The organism is Diaphorobacter sp. ED-3, from assembly GCF_027625375.1.
In the GTDB taxonomy this organism is placed as follows: domain Bacteria; phylum Pseudomonadota; class Gammaproteobacteria; order Burkholderiales; family Burkholderiaceae_C; genus Diaphorobacter; species Diaphorobacter nitroreducens.
Window position 1 is genome coordinate 1,469,287 of record NZ_CP115182.1, and the last position, 17,493, is coordinate 1,486,779.

Sequence of the window (17,493 nt, forward strand, 5' to 3'; positions counted from 1 at the left end):
GGTTGACGGAAGCCGCGGCGGTACATTGACCGCCCACCTGCCGCTGCCCAACCCCATGCCCGCCTTCGCCCTGCGCTTCGTCGGCCAAGAGGCCTTGCCGCCTCGCCTGAGTGAGTTTGATCGGGAGCAGTTCTTTTCGCTCACGTCGGCGGACGTGGCGGCCCTCCGGGAGCAGTTCCGCAGCGACCGCCGCCTGCCCGCCGCGCTGATGCTCATGTTCATGCGCGTGGCCGGCCGACCGCTCGACGGTTTCAACGTGCTGCCCCGAAACCTCCTCCGGCACACCGCCCAGGTCCTGGCCGTGTCGCCGCCGTCCATCGCCAGCCTGCGGTCGATCTACAAGCGCCGGCAGACCCTCTTCAAGCACCAGCTCTGGGCCAAGACCTATCTCGGCCTGCGCGAACTTGCAATCGACGACGAAGTCGCGCTGACCGCGGCCCTGCTGGCCCAAGCAGCCGACGCCTCCCACGCCGATGACCTGGTCCAGTCGGCCAGCCACTGGCTGTTCACGCGGCGCATCCTGATCCCAGGAGCGCGCCGCCTGCAGGACTGGGCCCGAGATGCATTCGCCGCGGTGGAGGCGCAGATCCTCAGCGCGGTGAATGCCGCCGTACCACCGGCAGCGGCGCAGAAGGTTGTCGACGCCGCATACAGCACGCGGCCGGGCACCGACACGACGTGCCTGGAGTGGCTCAAGACGCCGTCCAAGCGTCACGGCCCGAGCACCCTTGCGGAGACCATCGACAAGGTCCGCTACCTGAAAGAGCTCGGTGCCCACGACTGGAACCTGAATGCCGTGTCGCTGGCAAAGCAGCAGGCCTATGCCCGTCAGGTCCAGGCCAGGCGCCCCGTGAAGACGCGGGAGATCAAGCCATCGCGCCAGCTGATCGAGTTGGTGTGCTTCCTGCGGGTGACGCTGCTCGAACTCACCGATGTCGCCCTCTTGCAAACCAGCCGGCGCAGCCAGCAACTGTTCCGCGAGGCGGCGGACAAGGCGCAATCAAACCGTATCCGGGGCACGACAGGCCTGATCCAGCAGGCGGCCAAGGCGCGATCCGTCCTGTACGACGAAACGAAGACCTGGCAGGCGAGAGTCCTGGAAGCCAGAGAACTGCTCGCCGAGCTCGGCGAAGCCGCCAGCGGCAGCTTCGTGTCCTTGGTTCGCAAGGCCTTGGCGGAAGACAGCCAGCGCGTGCGCGCTTGCCTGGGAGCGCTGAAAGATCTGGACCTCGGTGGCCGCCCCGGCGATCCGGGCTTCGAACAGTGGAAGTCCTGGACGGATCTGCAGCGCAAGGGTGTGACCGAGCTGAAGGAGGGCGTACCGCTGCCAGATGTTGGCACAGCCTGGCACGGCCTGGTCCGCGATCTGGACCCCCGCTCAGGGTTTCGGGCGTTTGAGGCCTGCACGATGATGTCGCTGCGCAAGAGCCTTCGCCGAGGCAGTGTCTGGCTGGACCACTCGCTGAGTTTTCGGGAGCGAGACCAGATGCTCATCCCGCCGGCGGATTGGGTCTTGCAACGGGACGAGCAGGTTGAGTTGCTGGGCATGCCCAAGTCGGCGGCCGAATTCCTGGAGCCCCTGCTGGCCAACTTGATGGCCGCTATGTCTGCGGTGGCAGAGGCCCAGCGGCGCGGCAAGGTCGAGATCGGCGCCGACGGCATGCTCCACCTGCCTGCGATCACGGCACTGCCGGATCAAGGCGAGCCGGTGCGCACACGCGAGACCATCTACAACTTGATTGGCAGCGTACAGTTTCCGGACATGCTGTTGGAGGTGGATGCCGCCACCGGGTACAGCGAAGCGCTGCTCGGCCACCGCGCGCAGTCCACCGGCGAACTCGTGGCCCTGTACGGCGCGTTGCTGGCGCACGGTACCGATGCGGACGCCAAGGGCGTGGCGTCGATGATCCCTGGTCTGGAGCCCACACAAGTCACTGTGGCCATGCGCGCCTTGGAAGGAAGTGGCCGCCTGCGCCGCGCCAACGAGCGCGTGGCCGAGTTCCAGAGCCGGATCCCCATCGCGGCACTGTGGGGCAACGGGGACAAGGCATCAGCCGACATGATGTCGCTGGACGTTTCGCGCCACCTGTGGAACGCCCGTGTGGACCCACGCCGGCGCACCTACGCCGCAGGCCTCTACACCCATGTGCGCGACCGCTGGGGCATCGTCTACGACCAACCCATCGTGCTCAACGAACGACAGGCCGGCGTCGCCATCGAGGGCATCGAGCAGCACAACAGCGCGGCGGATCGGATTCGGATCTCGCTGCTGGCGGTCGACACGCACGGCTACACGAATCCGGCGATGGCCATCTCCAAGCTGCTGGGATTTGACTTGTGCCCCCGCCTGCGGGACCTGGCCGAACGAAAGCTCTACCTGCCTCGTGGATTCACCGTGCCCGATGGCTTGGAAGTCGTCACCGTTCGGCGCGTGTCTTTGGCCGCCATCGAGCGCGGTTGGGATGAATTGCTTCGCCTGGCGGCGTCAATCCGCTCGGGACGTGTCTCCGCCACGCTGGCATTGCAGCGCTTCGGGTCGGCTGCCCAGGGGGATCCACTGCACCGGGCGGCGGAGCACCTGGGCCGGCTGCTGCGAACGGTGTTCCTGTGCGACTACATCGCCATCGAGGACTTCCGCCGCGAGATCCATACCTTGCTGAACCGTGGCGAGTCGGTGCATCAGCTGCAGCGCGCCGTGTACTCAGGCAAGGTGGCGCCCGAACGCGGCCGGCGGCGGGACGAGATGAAGGCGATCTCCGGCTCACACGCCCTGCTGACGAACATCGTGCTGGCCTGGAACACTGCCCGTATGCACGAGGTGGTCGAGAGGCTCAAGCGAGACGGGATCCCAGTCGAGGACTACTGGCTGCGCCGCATCGGCCCGGCGCACTTCTCGCACATCAATTTCCGCGGCACGATGAGATTCGGCATCGAGAAGTTCGCGGCGGCGCTGATCCAACGCGTGCCGGGCCAGGCAACTCGGTCTGCTTCGTGACGGGACCCGCTCCCGCACACGCAGAACTGGAAGAAGGTCAGCCGGCGGAGTTGACAACGGTTGTCAAACCGCCCAAGATGCCCACATGAGCCGACAAACCATGAGTTTCGCCTTGCCCGAGTCGATGCGCGAGTACATCGACAACCGGGTCGCCGCCGGCAACTATGGCAACACCAGCGAGTACATCCGCGACTTGGTCCGGCGCGACCAGGAAGAGCAGGCCAAGAAGCGGCTTCGCGACCTCATCGAAGAAGGGCTGGCATCCGGGCCCGGCCGGCGTCGCACCAAGGCGGACGAGAAGGAACTGCTGGCGATCGCTCGCGGCGAGATCGATTGAAGCCGGCGGTTCTGCGCCCGCAGGCGCTGCGCGACCAGCAGGGCGAAGTCCGCTACTACCGCAAGGAGGGTGGCACCCGCGTGGCGGTGAAGGTGGCCAAGGCCACCAACGCCGCGCTTGACCAGATCGAACTCGACCCTGGCATCGGCTCACCGACGCTCGGAAAGCTTCTTGGCATTCCAGGGCTTCGGACCTGGCGGGTCGCAAAGTTCCCGCTGCTGTGGTGCTACTTCGAACGCGGAGATGACCTGGATGTCGTCCGGCTGCTGGGCGAGCGCCAGGACCTCGCAGCGATCTTGGGCGATGAGTTCGCTTCGAACTAACGTTACTCACGTCGCGGCGGGCGCAGGGCCGGAGCTCAATGACCGGTCTACGGCAGACTGTTCGTCGAGTTGGCTGGCCGAAATCGACCCGTTGTAGTCAGTCGTATCGCGTCTAAGCAGACGTTCGCAAGTCGTTAGCTCGCGCATCACATGTACCTGTCGATTGACAGCGGCGGAGTCACTCAAGCCGGGGTCGGCCGCGCGCAGACCGGCAAAGAAGCTGCACGCTACGGCATCGAACTGATCATCAGCGCGGCTGAAACATGATGAGGCCCATGCCCGTCAGCGCGACGGCGACGCCCGCCACGTCCCATGCCGTCGGCCTGATGCCGTCCACGATCCACAGCCAAAGCAGCGCGACGCCGATGTAGACCCCGCCGTACGCCGCATACACCCGCCCCGCCGCCGTCTCGTGCAGCGTGAGCAGCCAGGCGAAGAGGGCCAGGCTCGCCGCCGCCGGAACGAGCAACCACGCGGACCTGCCCTGCTTCAGCCACAGGTAGGGCAGATAGCAGCCAACGATCTCGGCCAGGGCCGTGGCGATGAACAGGGCAAATGTCCTCATGGGGTCAGCGTACCGCCAAGTCGGCCACCAGCCTTGCCTTCAGCGCTCGTTCGCGGATCGCGTCCTCGGATTCGGTCGCCCAGGTGAACGTGCTCTTCCAGGCCCAGACCATGCCGTCGAGCCGGACGAACCGCACTTCGCCCGCCTTGCCCGCGACCGTCGTCGCTGGACGCTGCCCCTCGAAGTCGAAGGCGATCGAGTGCGAACCCGGCTTCAGCCGGTAGCGCACCATCGTGTTCGGCAGGGTCTCGACGGCGGCTCCGCCGTCGGCCTGAACCTTCACGAAGTTCCGGCCGTCGCCCCAGTTGCGCCGCACGACGTACACGGTGAGGGCGTTCGGGTCAGGCGCGAACTGTTTGGCCTGCGCATCGGCGTTCAGGCTCGGCGCCGGAGCCGTGGTGCAGGCGATCACCCGGCCCTTGTTGGTTTTGTGGCAGTACGGGATCTCGACGGTGGGATCGGGTGCGGGCGGCGTGGCGCAGCCCGCCAGCAGCCCAGCCACCAAGACCACCGAGGCACAGGTCAATCGGTCGGCAGTCATGGCGTTCACTTCACTGTGAAGCGTGCGGTGGCGGGCTTGCCGCCGACGATCACGACAGCGACGGCCTTGGTGCCGGGGCCGACCTTGAAGCTGCCGGAGGCTTCGAGCTTGTCGCCCGCGGGCTTCAGCTCGACCTCCTGCTTCTCGGTGCCGGTCAGCAGCGTCACTTTCGCGCTGGCCTTGGACACGTCGGCCGGCTTGCCGTGGTCGCGCAGGTAGAGCTGGATCACGGTGGCTTTGGCCACCAGTTCGTAGTCCATGTCCTTGACCTCGACCACGACGCCGCCATGCAGCGGCTTGTGCTCGTGGGCGTGGTTGTGCTTGTCGCCGGCGGCAAAGGCAGAACCAGCCAGGGCGAGGGTGATGGAGGCGAGGATGGATTGCGTCTTCATGAGAGTCCTTTCAGGGTTTGGGGGTGAACAGGAAGCCGCTCAAAGCGCCTCGGCGTCCTTGTCGTCCATCAGCGCTTCGGCCGGCTTGCGCCCGAAGAGCCAGAACATCGCGGGCGTGAGGAAGGTGTCGAGCAGGGTCGAGCTGATGAGGCCGGAGAAGATCACTACGGCCACCGGGTGCAGCACCTCGGTGCCGGGTTGCTCGGCCTCGAACAGCAGCGGGGCCAGCGCAAAGGCGGTGACCAGCGCGGTCATCAGCACTGGGCTCAGCCGCTCCAGCGAGCCGCGCAGGATCATCTTCTGGTCGAAGGACTCGCCCTCGAAGCGCATCAGGTTGATGTAGTGGCTGACCTTCAGGATGCCGTTGCGTACCGAGATGCCGGCCAGCGTGATGAAGCCGACGAGAGCGGCGACGCTCAGTGGCTGGCCCGACAGCCACAGGCCGATGACTGCGCCCACCAGCGCCAGCGGGATGTTCACCATGATCAGCGCCGACAGCGCAGCCGACTTGTAGCGGCTGTAGAGCACCACGAACATCAGCGTCAGCGACACGATGGACAGCAGGCCGACGAGCCGCGAGGCCTCCTCCTGGGCCTGGAACTGGCCGCCCAGGGTGATGAAGTAGCCCTCGGGCAGTTTCGTCTCGGCCACCACCTTGCGGATGTCGGCCACGATCTCCGACAGCGCGCGCCCGGACGCATTGGCCGACAGCACGATGCGCCGCTTGCCGTCGTCACGGCTGATCTGGTTGGGGCCGTCGCCGTCCTCGATCGCCGCAATCTTCGACAGCGGGATGCGCCCGTTCGGCGTCTCGATCAGGATCTGGCCCAGGCCTTCGACCGAACGCGCCGACTCGGGCAGCTTGACCACGAGTGCGAAGCGCCGGCCTCCCTCGACGATCTGGGTGACCTTCTCCCCCTCGACCAGCGCCTGCAATGCGGAGAGCACCTGCGGCGCCGGCACGCCGTACTGCGCCGCGGCGGCGTAGTCGATGCGCACCTTGATCTGCGGCGCCAGCACCTGCTTCTCGATCTGCAGGTCGGCGATGCCTGGGATCGTGGCCAGCTTGGCCCGCAGGGCATCTGCCTGGCCTCGCAGCGCGTCGAGGTCCTCGCCGAAGATCTTGATCGCGATCTGCGAGCGCACGCCCGAGAGCATGTGGTCGATGCGGTGCGAGATGGGCTGGCCGATCTCCAGCGCAGCCGGCAGGTTGATCAGGCGCTTGCGGATGTCGGCCTTGATCTCGTCCATGCTGCGCGTCAGCTCGGCGGTGGGCTTGAGGCCCACGTCGAGCTCGCTGACGTGCACGCCTTCCGCGTGTTCGTCCAGCTCGGCCCGGCCGCTGCGGCGACCGACGTGCGTCACCTCGGGCACCTGCTTGACCAGTACCTCGGCCTGGCGTGCCAAGGCCGACGACTCCGTCAAGGTGACACCCGGGTTCAGGCGCAGGCCGATCAGCAGCGTGCCCTCGTTGAACGGCGGCAGGAAGGTCGTCGGGAAGAACGGCACCGCCACTGCGGCCACCAGCACGGCCGCACCGGCCGCCGCCATGGCGGCCTTGGGCCGGTCCAGCACGCCCTGCAGGCCGCTGCGGTAGCGTGCCTTCAGCCAGGCCAGGACCTTGGTGTCACCGTGGTCCAGGTTCTTCATCCGCGGCAGCAGGTAGAAGCTGAGCACCGGCGTCACCGTCACCGAGACGATCAGCGAAGCCAGCGTCGAGACGATGAAGGCGATGCCCAGCGGCACGAACAGCTTGCCCTCCAGCCCCGGCAGTGCAAACAGCGGGATGAAGACGAGCACGATGATGACCGTCGCATAGAGGATGGCCGATCGCACTTCCATCGTCGCGTGCGCGACGATCTCGATCAGGTGCAGCCGGCTGTGCGGATGGTTGGCCCGGTCGGCCTTCAGCCGCCGCAGCACGTTCTCGACACCCACCACCGCATCGTCGACGAGACCGCCGATGGCGATGGCCAGGCCGCCCAGCGTCATCGTGTTGATCGACAGGCCGAAGTACTTGAAGACCAGAGCGGTGATGAAGATCGATACCGGAATGGCCGTCAGCGCGATGACGGTCGGCCGCAAGGTGCCGAGGAAGAAGAACAGGATCACCGCGACGAAGATCGAGGCGCCGATCAGCTTGCCCTGCAGCGTCGTGATCGAGGCCTCGATGAAGCTGGCCTGACGGAAGGTGACGCGAGGCGCCTCCATGCCGGCCGGCAGCGAAGCCTTCAGTCCGACGAGGGCGTCTTCGATGGACTTGGTGAGCGCGATGGTGTCGGCAGTCGGCTGCTTCTGGATGCCCAGGATCACCGCCGGCTTGCCCTCAAATCCTGCGTCACCGCGCTTGAGTGCCGCGGCGAACGTGACCTCGGCGATCTGGCGCAGGAGGATGGGTTGGCCGCCCTTGGCCGCGAGCGCGAGGTTCTTCAGGTCGTCGAGCCGGGACGTGCGGCCGAGGTTGCGGATCAGGTACTCGCGGCCGTTCAGCTCCAGGAAGCCACCCGAGGTGTTCGACGAGTAGCCCTTGAGCGCGCTTTCGAGCTGGTCGTGCGTGATGCCCAGCTCGGCCATGCGCGCGGTGTTCGGCTGCACCTGGAACTGCCGCACCTCGCCGCCGATCGGGATGACCTGCGCGACGCCTGGCACCGAGAGCAGGCGCGGTCGAAGCACCCAGTCGGCGTACTCGCGCACCGCCATCGGGCTGATCTTGCTCGGATCGACCGGAATGGCGATCTGCATGATCTCGCCCATGATCGAGCTGATCGGGCCCATGCGCGGCACCACGCCTTCGGCGATGCCTTCCTCCATCGAGGACAGCCGCTCCGACACCAGCTGCCGGGCGCGGAAGATGTCGGTGCTCCAGTCGAAGGTGACGTAGAGGAAGGACAGGCCGGCCGACGAGGTCGAGCGCACGCTTTCGACGCCGGGCAGACCGTTCATGGTCGTCTCCAGCGGGAAGGTGATGAGCTGCTCCACCTCCTCGGCGGCCATGCCGCCGGCCTCGGTCATGATGGTGACGGTCGGCTTGTTGAGGTCGGGGAACACGTCCACCGGGGTGCGCGAGAGCGTGAACGCGCCGTAGGCCATCAGAACGACGCTGGCGATGATCACCAGCAGCCGGTTCGTCAGGCTGTTGTCGAGTAGCCACTTGAACATGTCAGCGCACCTGGTTGATCAGGGTGGCGCCTTGGGTGGCGATGCGGTCCCCGGCCTTCAGGCCCGATGTGACCGCGACGTTCACACCATCGAGGGCCTCGGTCGTGATGCTGCGAGGCTCGAAGCGCTCGGGCGAAGTCTTGACCCAGACGACGGTCTGGTTGGCCGGGTTCTTCATCAGCGACGCGACCGGGACCGCGATGCCCTTGACCTTCTGCTTCGTCTGCACGAAGACGCGCACGGGTTGTCCTACGGCCAAGCCGTTCAGGGCCGCACCCTGAGCGCGGAAGCCCAGCGGCAGCGCTTGCTCGCGCAGGCTGCGCGCCGCACCCAGGTACTCCAGCGGCACACGCTGGTCACCGACTGCCAGCGTGGCACTGCCGACATTGGCCGCGAGCGAGGGCTCGAAGGCCAGTGCCTCGATGCGCAAGCGGCTCGGGTCGATGATCTCGAACAGCAGTTCGCGGGCATCGACCACCTGACCGGCCACCACATGGGCCGAGGCGATCACGCCCGACACCGGGGCCACCAGCGCTTCCCGCGTTGCCAGGCCGCCGCCAACGGCCGCCATGCGCTCGGCCAGGCTGGCTGCCTCGCTTTCGGCCGCCTCGATGTCCTTGCGCGGCACGGTATCCGACAACTCCTTCAGCCGCGTCACGCGCTTGTCGGCGAGCGACTTGGCCGCGCGCAACTCGGCCAATTGCGCGGATTGATTCGATCTCTCGATGGGCGCGGTCGAGGGCACCACGTAGGCCAGCACCTCGCCCTTGCGCACCACCTGTCCCGGGTTGGGCAGGCCGCGTGGACCGGGCTCGATGCGGCCGGCGTTCAGCGGCTGCACCTTGCCGCCGGCGTTGGGATCCATCAGCACCTTGCCGTTCAGCTCGACCGAGCGCGGCAGCTCGGCCTCAGCAGCCACCATCGTACGTACTCCCAGCTGGCGCTGGGCCGGCTTGGGCAGGAACACGCTGCCGTCGGGCTGGCGTTGGGGGCCGTTTGCGCTCGGCGCAGCGGGTGCGTCGCCGTGGTCATGGCCTTCCCCGGCCTGCGCGGTCAGTGGGCCCACGAGTGCCAGCACCACGCCGAGCCAGGCCAGGCGATGCAAAGAAGCGCGCTTCATGCTGCACCTCCGGCGCGAACCTGGCGGGCGGCCATCAGGCGTCTCCCGCCAAATACCAGCACGGCAAGGACGGCCAGGCCGCCGGAGGCCCATCCGCCGACCTCCTTCCATGAAAGTTCATGCGCAGGCTCGTCGGTGTGGGCGGCCTCGTGCAAGTCGAGTTCGCCGGCCAGCAGATCGACCTCCGCCCCAGCGGTCACGGTCGCGGTGATCGGCAGCACGCCGGGCTTGGGCGCTTCCTTGAGCACCACTTCATACGCGTCGTCGCCATGGGCCTCGGCCTTGAACTTGGTCCCGTCGATCTCGAGTTCGATCTGCGCGCCACGCACCGGGGTGTTGTCGACGAATCGGTCGAGGTAGAGCGTGACCTGCTTGCCATCGAGCACGCCGACGAGCTCGAAGGTCTCGGACACCGCCGCAAAGCGGGGCAGCGCGGTGCCCGTGGCGGCCGGGGCGGTGTCGCCGTGGTCATGGCCATCGCCGGCGATGACCGGCAGGGCGTTGCCGAGCAGCACGGATGCAAGGCAGAGCGCAGCCAGGGAGTGGGAAGACTTCATGGGATGGGATTCCTGATGGGGTTCGCTGAGCGTGTTCGTGGGGGCGTGTGCCGTCGGCTCACTGCGGCAGCAGGCCCAGGGCCTGCCGCCACGCCGAGATGGCTGCGGCGAGTTCGATGCGGGCGCGCACGGCCTGTCGCTCGGCGTCGGCGGCCTCGGCCTCGATGCGCAAGCGCGTGGGCAGGTCGGATTCGCCCAGGCGGAAGGACTTGTCGAAGAAGCCGCGCGATTCGCGCGCCAGTTGGGCGCGACGATCGGCAGCGGCCAGCTGCGCCCGCGCCGCGTCGGTGCGCGCGCGAGCGGCTTCGCGCTCGCCCGCCAGGCGGGCACGTTCCAATGCCATCTGCGCCTGCAGTTCGACCGCCTCGGCGCGCGCAGAGGCCACGCGGGCATCGTGCCGGGGACCGGCGCCGAAGGGGATGCGCACACCGACCGTGAAGGTCTGCTGGTAGGACTCTCCGTAAGTGCCCCGATCGCGGGTGGCGGCGATGGTGAGTTCCGGGCTGGCGCGAGACTGCGTGGCCGCGAGTGCAGCCACGCCGTCGGCGACGGCGGAGCGGTCCTTCAACGAGAGCAGTTCGGCATGCGTGTCCAGGCCGTCTGCAGGACCGGTCGCCGTGGACGGCTCGGGTTCGGCGTCGGCGCCGGGCGCGGCGCTGGGTGCGGCAGCCGCTGGCATGGCGACGAGGGGACGAAGCTGCTGCCAGGCGGCCGTGAGCGCGCCTTCGGCCTGCGCCACGGCCGCTTCGGCCGCCGCGACGGCGCCGTCGGCCTGGTGCTGGTCGGCACGGGCCAGGTCACCGGCTCTGAGCCGCTTGCCGACATCGGCGGCAATGCGTTGAACGTTGTCGAGCTGGCCGCGTGCGGCATCGAGCTCCACACGGGCCCGCTGCCACGCCCACCACGCTTCGCGCACAGCGGCAGCCACGCGCAGCTGTGCCGCCGTGGTACGGCTCTCGATGGCACGGCCCTCGGCGTCGGCCAGGGCCTGGCTGCGGCCACGTTCGCCCGGCAGCCACAATGGGATGGCCACGCCGACCTCGACCTCACGGGTGCCGAGGTTTCGGTTCAGGCGGTCCGTCTTGGTGGACAGCTCCATCGCCACTGGCTCGGGCGTCCATGCTTGGGCCGCGTCCCGCTGCGCGCGTGCCGCGTCGCGCCGCGCTGCCAGCGCTTGCGCTTCGGGCTGCCGCGCCCAGGCGGTTTCGAAGGCTGCTCGCAGCGTGGGCGGGGTCGGCTCGCTGGGTGCAGCAGGGGTCTGCGCACGCGCTTCGATCGCGACGCCCATCAGCGCTGCGGTGAGTGCCGTACTGGCTACGGTCGCCAGGGTGGCGCGGGCGGCGTGATGCCAGCGCCCGGCCGGCATGATTCTTCTTCGGTGCATCCGATGCTCCAGTGTTGAAAACAACCCACAGGAGATCGGCGAGAGTCGACGCTGAGGAACTCAGGGTCGGATCGGGCCTCGAGCGGCGCCGCTGACCCATGTGTCGGGCGGCGCGCACGCAGGCGCGAACGGGCTTCAGAAGGAGAAGGAACCCGCCTCGCCGATCAGGCGAGGGGCAGCCACTGAGGGCGTTCGGGCGGGCTTTGCGCGAGGGTTCGCACGGTGCCTTCGACAGGCGTTACCGGGTGGGAGGCCAGAGCCAGCGGCGAAATGTCGCCCATGGGCGCGGGCATGCTGGCGCAGGTGCCGTGGCAATGGCCGCAGTCGAAATCGAACCCAGCCGGCGCGCTCTGATCTGCCGGCGCGCTGCCCTGGTCGGCCGTGGCCTCATCCGTGTGCTGGTGCTCGTGATGGCCCAGGTGCTGAACATGCTGGCCGGTTTCGTGCCCGCAATACGCCGCCACTGCCGCCCAGCTGAACTGGAGCGGCAGCAGGGCGAGCATGAGGATCGCGAGCCAACGGCGCATGAAAAGAGTCTAGCAGCTACAGAGTTTGAGACGGGTTCGCCGGGCTGATCGCCGTGACCGGCATCACCACTTTTCGGCGCGGATGCGTCGGACCTGGGCGTTCATGCGGTGCCGGATGACCTGCGTGAAGAGCCAACGCTTGAGGCCGGAGAGGTTCGAGCCGTGGCGCGCATAGAACTCGTCCGGGCTGTCGAACACGCCGAAGTCGTCAGCGATCCCGTCCTTCTGGATGTACGTGTCCTGGCCGCGCCATTCAACGCCAGGCGCCGACAGGTCGGGCGTGGCCGCGCCGTAGCCGCAGAACCGCTGTCGGACCGGGAAGCGCCGCTGCAGGCTGGTCAGGTAGGGTGCATCGAGGATGAAGCCTTCCAGGTTCACCCACCGTCCCTCGAAGGCCACTTCGACCCAACTGTGGATGATGCGTCGCGGTGCCAGCACATAGGCGAGCCCCGTGATCGCACCCTTCTGCAGCGGCTTGTCGATGGTGAAACCGTGGAAGCGGCAGGCAATGCCCACGGCGCGCAGCAAGGCCATCAGCAGCGTGCCCTTGGTGTTGCACTGGCCGATGCCATCGGCCAGCACCGCCGATGCCGGCAACTCGTCGCCAGCGTTGTAGCCGAAGGCGATCTCGTTGCGCACGAAGTCGTAGACGGCGCCGATACGGTCATACATCGGCAACGGCCGCCACCCCCGCTTCTCGACCAGCGCTTCGATGGCGGGGTGCGTGAAATCGAGCAGCCGCGTGGGCTGTAGCAGTTGGGCTTTGGCCTCCATGGTCGCCTCAGCTTCGTTCGGGGTTTCGCAACAGGCGCAGGCCGTTGAAGACCACCAACAGGCTGGCCCCCATGTCGGCGAACACGGCCATCCACATGCTGGCGTTGTCGAACAGCGCGAGCACCAGGAAGACGGCCTTGATGCCGAGAGCCAGCGCGATGTTTTGCCACAGCACGGCGTGCGTGCGTTGCGACAGGCGCACCGTCTCGGCAATGCGCCGCAGATCGTCGTTCATCACCACCACGTCGGCCGCTTCCATCGCGATGTCGGTGCCGGCAGCGCCCATCGCCACGCCGATGTCGGCCTGCGCCAGCGCGGGTGCGTCGTTGATGCCGTCGCCGGTCATCGCCGTCGCCCCATACTGCTTCTGCATGGCCTGGATCGCGGCGAGCTTGTCCTCGGGCAGCAGGTTGCCGCGGATGTCCGTCAGACCGGCCTCGCGGCCGATGGCCTCGGCGGTGGCCTGGTTGTCACCGGTCAGCATCACCGGCGTGATGCCCATCGCCTTCAGCTCGCCGATGGCGGCGGCCGACGAGGGCTTGATCGTGTCGGCCACCGCGAAGAGCGCCAGCACCCCGGACGCGGTGGCCAGCAGGCTGACCGTGCGGCCCGCTTCCTCGTGACGGTGGAGCACGGCCTCGATCTCGGCGGAGCACTGGCCGCGCTCCTCGATCAGGCGGTGGTTGCCCAGCACGTAGCGCTGGCCGCCGATGTCGGCTTCGATGCCGCGCCCGGACAGCGCGGCAAAGTTGCGGGCCTCGACGCTGTTCGGCGTCAGCCCCGCGGCGATGGCGCGCGACACCGGGTGGTCCGAGTGCGCCGCCAGCGCGGCTGCGATGTGTTCGGCCTGCGGCTTGGGCAGGCTGGTGGACAGCATCTCCCACTCGACGAGGCGCGGCCTGCCTTCGGTGATGGTGCCGGTCTTGTCGAGCGCGACCGCCTTGAGCAGGCGCGCCTGTTCGAGGTGGACGCCGCCCTTGATCAGAATGCCCCGCCTGGCCGCCGACGCCAGCCCGCTGACGACGGTGACGGGCGTCGAGATCACGAGGGCGCACGGGCAGGCGATGACCAGCAGCACCAGCGCCTTGTAGACCGCGGCCAGCACCGTCCAGCCGAAGAGCCACGGGCCGGCGATGGCAACGGCCAGTGCCAGCACGAACACCGCCGGTGTGTACACGGCCGCGAACCGGTCGACGAAGCGCTGCGTGGGCGCACGGCTGCCCTGGGCCTGTTCGACCGCGTGGATGATGCGGGCCAGCGTCGATTGCGACGCCGCGGCGGTGACACGGCACTCGATGGTGCCGGTCTGGTTGATGGTGCCGGCGAAGACCGCATCGCCCGGCCCCTTGTCGACCGGCAGGCTCTCGCCGGTGACGGGCGCCTGGTCCACGGCGGTGCTGCCGTCGGTGACGATGGCATCCATGGCCACGCGTTCGCCCGGCTTGACCCGGACCGTGGCGCCGATAGGTACGCTGCCGACGGGCGCGGATCTCCAGGTGCCGTCGGGCTGCCGCAGGTCGGCGGTGTCGGGCGACAGCGCCAGCAGGCCGCTGATTGCATTGCGCGCGCGGTCGACGGCCCGCGCCTCGATCAGTTCGGCGATCGCGTACAGCGCCATGACCATGGCCGCCTCAGGCCACTGGCCGATCACGAAGGCTCCCGCGACCGCCACTGACATCAGTGCATTGATGTTCAGGCGGCCGTGCCGCAGGGCGGACAGGCCCTTGCGGAACGTGCCGAAGCCGGCCAGCCCGATGGCCGCGGCTGCAACGGCCAGGCCAGCCCACTTGGACCAGGGCGCGTCCGGTGCCAGGAAGGACAGGGCCTCGGCAGCCGTCGCAAGAGCGAGGGCAGCCAGCAGGCGGGGCAGGCCGGACCCGGTTGCTGCGTCGTGGCCGTGATCCGATCCATCACCGGCGTTGGACGACTCCGTCGCGTCGGGCCAGGCGTGAACCTCGAATCCGGAGTTCCGGATGGCTTCCACTGCCGCCAGCGCTGCCTGCGGCTCGCCGGCTATGCGCAGGCTGCGCTCGCCCAGCTGGAAGCGTAGCCCCAGGACGCCGGGGATGCCCTCGACAGCGCGACGGATCTCGGACTCCTCGCTGGCGCAGTCCATCGCCGGAATGCGGAAGCGCTGGCCACCACCCAGGGGGACCGAGGCAGAGGCAGCAGGTGCGTGGTCGGAAGCGCCGCAGCAGGCGCCGCAGCCAGCCGGTTGCAGTGCGCCGGCCGGATCCGGCTTGATGTCGTGGGGGTGATCGTGGGCCATGCCGACATTGAAAACCCTGAAGTGGGTATAGAGTCAAGGTGCGTCGCGAACTGTCACCGGCACAAGGGGAACCGCACATGCGCATCGGCGAACTGGCCCAGGCCAGCGGAACGCCCATCGAGACGATCCGCTTCTATGAACGAGAGGGGCTGCTGCCGGCCGCCGCGCGCACGGAGGGCAACTACTGCATCTACACCCCGCAGCATGCGGATCGGCTGGGGTTCATCCGCCAGTGCCGCAGCCTGGACATGACGCTTGACGAGGTGCGGGTGCTGCTGCGTTTCAAGGACCAACCCTTGGCCGATTGCGGCGAGGTGAACAGCCTGCTGGACGAGCACATCGGCCATGTGGCCGAGCGGATCAAGGCCCTGCGCGCCCTTGAGAAGGAGCTGAGGGCGCTGCGGGCGGCCTGCCCCGTGCCTCATGCCTCTGCCGACTGCGGCATCCTCCAGGGCATCGATCACGCAGGTGCGAAACCTGCGGCGGCTTCCAAGCGCCATGTGCGCGGCGCTCACTGAGCATTGCCTGGGGTCGGTGAGCGACGGGTTTCTGGTGCTGGCGGGGCCGACCGCTTGTGGCCGATGGCTGGTCTCCGCGAGCGGCAGCTTCCTGGAGCCTCAGTTGGGGCTGCACCCACCTCCCGGGCATCGAACTTGGGGTCTATCGTGATCACCTCGGCGTGCAACGGCACCCCGTGCTGAGTCTGCCAAGACTCTCACCGCGGTGAGAGTTCGCTGGCGAGCATATTCATCAGCAGTGATGCCAAGATAAACAACATTAGCGTGGCATGCATGCCGCGGGTCTAAACTGGCGCGGATGGAAAACGCGCTGTCAGCGCCGCCCAGCATGCTCACAGCCCCGACCTGGCCGGACGAGGCTTCGTTGGCCGCATTCCGCGCCTGGCTTCAAGGGGTGCCGACCCGCGCCGCGGTGGATCGCTATTTGCCTGATCGCCGGACTGCCGGCGCATCGGCGCGCTCCGTGATCGGGCGGGTGAAGCGCCAGCTCGTGGCCTTCGCGACGAGCCGTGCGCAGGCGGAACTGGCTTCCACACTCGCGGCGGCCAGTCCATCGGATCGGAAACTCGCCAGGGCAGCGACAGCCGCCATCGAGACGCTGCGAGGGATGCCGCGGCCGCAGCCCCTCATCGGCGACGCCGTCGAGCGCTGGCTACCCGTGCGGCTCGTGGACGTACTGCACGCGGCGGGCATTCGCACGCTGGCCGACCTGACCCTGCGCGTGCCCAGGCGCCGGCGCTGGTGGGCCGGCATCGCGGGGCTCGGGCCGGCCGGCGCCCGCCACATCGAGGCATTCTTTGCCCAACATCCTGCGCTCACCGAACGCGCTCGCGCGCTGATCACAGTGAACCAGGCGCAGGAACTGATCCCCTGGGAGCGACTGGTCGTCCCCGACGACGTCGATGGCTCACGGGGTACCTTCCGAGCGCCGCAAGCCAGCTGTGCGCTCGACGCCAGCAACGATTACCAGGCCGTGAACGCCTGGCTGTCGCTGCACGAGTCGGCGGCGACCCAGCGGGCCTACCGCAAGGAAGCCGAACGGCTGATCCTGTGGGCGATCGTCGAGCGAGGGCGGGCCCTTTCATCGCTGACCACCGAGGACGCCATTGCCTACCGCGCCTTCCTGCGTCACCCGGGCCCTCGCGCGCGCTGGGTCGGCGCACCACAGCCGCGGTTGTCGCCCGCGTGGCGCCCCTTCGCGGGAGAGCTCTCGGCGCGCTCCGCGGCTTACGCGCTGTCGGTACTCAACGCCCTGTACCGCTGGCTCATCGAGCAGCGCTACGTGCTGGCCAACCCTTTCGCCGGCGTCAAGGTGCGAGGGAGCCGGCCGGCGCAGCTCGACACGTCACACGCGTTCACCGAGCACGAGTGGAAGCTCCTCCGGGTCGTCGCCGACGGCCTGGAATGGTCCTACGGCTGGAGCGAGCCGGCAGCGCAGCGGCTGCGTTTCATGCTGGACTTCGCATACGCCACGGGCCTGCGAATCAGCGAATTCGTGGGCGCACGACTCGGCGCGGTCGACTCGGACGCACACGGCGACACGTGGATCGGGGTCGTCGGCAAGGGACACAAGGCCGGCAAGGTCGTGCTCCCGCCGCTGGCCCGGGCCGCCCTTGATCGCTACCTCGTTCAACGGGGGCTGCCCGTGACGCCTTCGAAGTGGCGTCCATCGACCCCGCTGATTGGCAGCCTTGGAGAGGATGGAAGTGGGATCTCCTCGTGGCGGCTATGGCGAGTGATGAAGCGGTTCTTCGCCACGGCGGCCGAAGTCGTGGAGGAAGCCACCCCGGCCCTTGCCGAGAAGTTGCGCCTGGCCACGCCGCACTGGACGAGGCACACGCATGCCACCCACCTGCTCGAAGGCGGCGCCGAGCTGACCACGGTGCGCGACAACCTGCGGCACGCCTCGCTCGCCACGACCTCGATGTACCTGCACACCGACGATGCCCGACGGGCCAAGCAGGTGGCTGATCGGTTCGCGGTGCCGCGTTCGTAGCCTAAAGTTGTCTCGCCTACACGCACACCGCATCAC

At 68.2% G+C, this 17,493-nt stretch carries 15 protein-coding genes; 5 read left to right on the plus strand and 10 right to left on the minus strand.

What is annotated here, in order from left to right; translation table 11 throughout:
- Positions 1 to 55: 55 nt before the first annotated feature.
- The 3 genes from PCQ86_RS07185 (at position 56) to PCQ86_RS07195 (ending at position 3,655) form a co-directional block, all read left to right on the plus strand.
- Positions 56 to 2,995, plus strand: coding sequence for a Tn3 family transposase (locus PCQ86_RS07185; RefSeq protein WP_041836223.1), 2,940 nt, complete (start codon positions 56 to 58; stop codon positions 2,993 to 2,995).
- Between the two features lie 85 nt (positions 2,996 to 3,080).
- On the plus strand, positions 3,081 to 3,332 hold the full coding sequence (locus tag PCQ86_RS07190; protein WP_011804706.1) for a type II toxin-antitoxin system ParD family antitoxin: 252 nt from the start codon (positions 3,081 to 3,083) through the stop codon (positions 3,330 to 3,332).
- The gene (locus PCQ86_RS07195) at positions 3,329 to 3,655 is read left to right on the plus strand and encodes a type II toxin-antitoxin system RelE/ParE family toxin (RefSeq protein ID WP_041835938.1); all 327 of its coding nucleotides are present in this window, start codon (positions 3,329 to 3,331) and stop codon (positions 3,653 to 3,655) included. Before PCQ86_RS07190 ends, PCQ86_RS07195 begins: the two co-directional genes overlap by 4 nt.
- Positions 3,656 to 3,902: 247 nt before the next feature.
- Here PCQ86_RS07195 and PCQ86_RS07200 read toward each other — a convergent pair whose 3' ends face one another.
- The 10 genes from PCQ86_RS07200 to PCQ86_RS07245 form a co-directional block, all read right to left on the minus strand.
- A complete protein-coding gene (locus tag PCQ86_RS07200) occupies positions 3,903 to 4,220 on the minus strand; it encodes a YnfA family protein (RefSeq protein ID WP_011804707.1) in 318 nt (105 codons plus the stop codon).
- Between the two features lie 4 nt (positions 4,221 to 4,224).
- Positions 4,225 to 4,761, minus strand: coding sequence for a hypothetical protein (locus PCQ86_RS07205; RefSeq protein WP_011804708.1), 537 nt, complete (start codon positions 4,759 to 4,761; stop codon positions 4,225 to 4,227).
- 5 nt (positions 4,762 to 4,766) lie between these two features.
- Positions 4,767 to 5,153: a hypothetical protein gene (locus tag PCQ86_RS07210; RefSeq protein WP_011804709.1), complete on the minus strand. Its 387-nt coding sequence runs from the start codon at positions 5,151 to 5,153 to the stop codon at positions 4,767 to 4,769.
- Positions 5,154 to 5,192: 39 nt separating this feature from the next.
- The gene (locus PCQ86_RS07215) at positions 5,193 to 8,312 is read right to left on the minus strand and encodes an efflux RND transporter permease subunit (RefSeq protein ID WP_196995178.1); all 3,120 of its coding nucleotides are present in this window, start codon (positions 8,310 to 8,312) and stop codon (positions 5,193 to 5,195) included.
- A gap of 1 nt (position 8,313) precedes the next feature.
- Complete coding sequence (locus PCQ86_RS07220) at positions 8,314 to 9,432, minus strand: efflux RND transporter periplasmic adaptor subunit (protein WP_011804711.1); 1,119 nt, start codon at positions 9,430 to 9,432, stop codon at positions 8,314 to 8,316.
- Positions 9,429 to 9,989, minus strand: coding sequence for a hypothetical protein (locus PCQ86_RS07225; RefSeq protein WP_011804712.1), 561 nt, complete (start codon positions 9,987 to 9,989; stop codon positions 9,429 to 9,431). The genes PCQ86_RS07220 and PCQ86_RS07225 overlap by 4 nt, the downstream gene beginning before the upstream one ends.
- A 58-nt stretch (positions 9,990 to 10,047) precedes the next feature.
- On the minus strand, positions 10,048 to 11,373 hold the full coding sequence (locus PCQ86_RS07230; protein WP_251708770.1) for a TolC family protein: 1,326 nt from the start codon (positions 11,371 to 11,373) through the stop codon (positions 10,048 to 10,050).
- Between the two features lie 164 nt (positions 11,374 to 11,537).
- Positions 11,538 to 11,900: a DUF2946 family protein gene (locus tag PCQ86_RS07235; RefSeq protein ID WP_251708771.1), complete on the minus strand. Its 363-nt coding sequence runs from the start codon at positions 11,898 to 11,900 to the stop codon at positions 11,538 to 11,540.
- A 63-nt stretch (positions 11,901 to 11,963) separates the two neighbouring features.
- Positions 11,964 to 12,674, minus strand: a complete 711-nt coding sequence (locus tag PCQ86_RS07240; RefSeq protein WP_011804715.1) for a transglutaminase-like domain-containing protein — start codon at positions 12,672 to 12,674, stop codon at positions 11,964 to 11,966.
- 7 nt (positions 12,675 to 12,681) lie between these two features.
- Complete coding sequence (locus tag PCQ86_RS07245) at positions 12,682 to 14,943, minus strand: heavy metal translocating P-type ATPase (protein ID WP_220638729.1); 2,262 nt, start codon at positions 14,941 to 14,943, stop codon at positions 12,682 to 12,684.
- A gap of 77 nt (positions 14,944 to 15,020) precedes the next feature.
- On the opposite strand from PCQ86_RS07245, the gene cadR reads away from it, so the two are divergent.
- Together cadR and PCQ86_RS07255 are read left to right on the plus strand one after the other, a co-directional pair.
- Positions 15,021 to 15,461, plus strand: coding sequence for a Cd(II)/Pb(II)-responsive transcriptional regulator (cadR, locus tag PCQ86_RS07250; RefSeq protein WP_011804717.1), 441 nt, complete (start codon positions 15,021 to 15,023; stop codon positions 15,459 to 15,461).
- 298 nt (positions 15,462 to 15,759) lie between these two features.
- On the plus strand, positions 15,760 to 17,457 hold the full coding sequence (locus tag PCQ86_RS07255; RefSeq protein WP_196995177.1) for a site-specific integrase: 1,698 nt from the start codon (positions 15,760 to 15,762) through the stop codon (positions 17,455 to 17,457).
- The last annotated feature ends 36 nt before the right edge of the window (positions 17,458 to 17,493 follow it).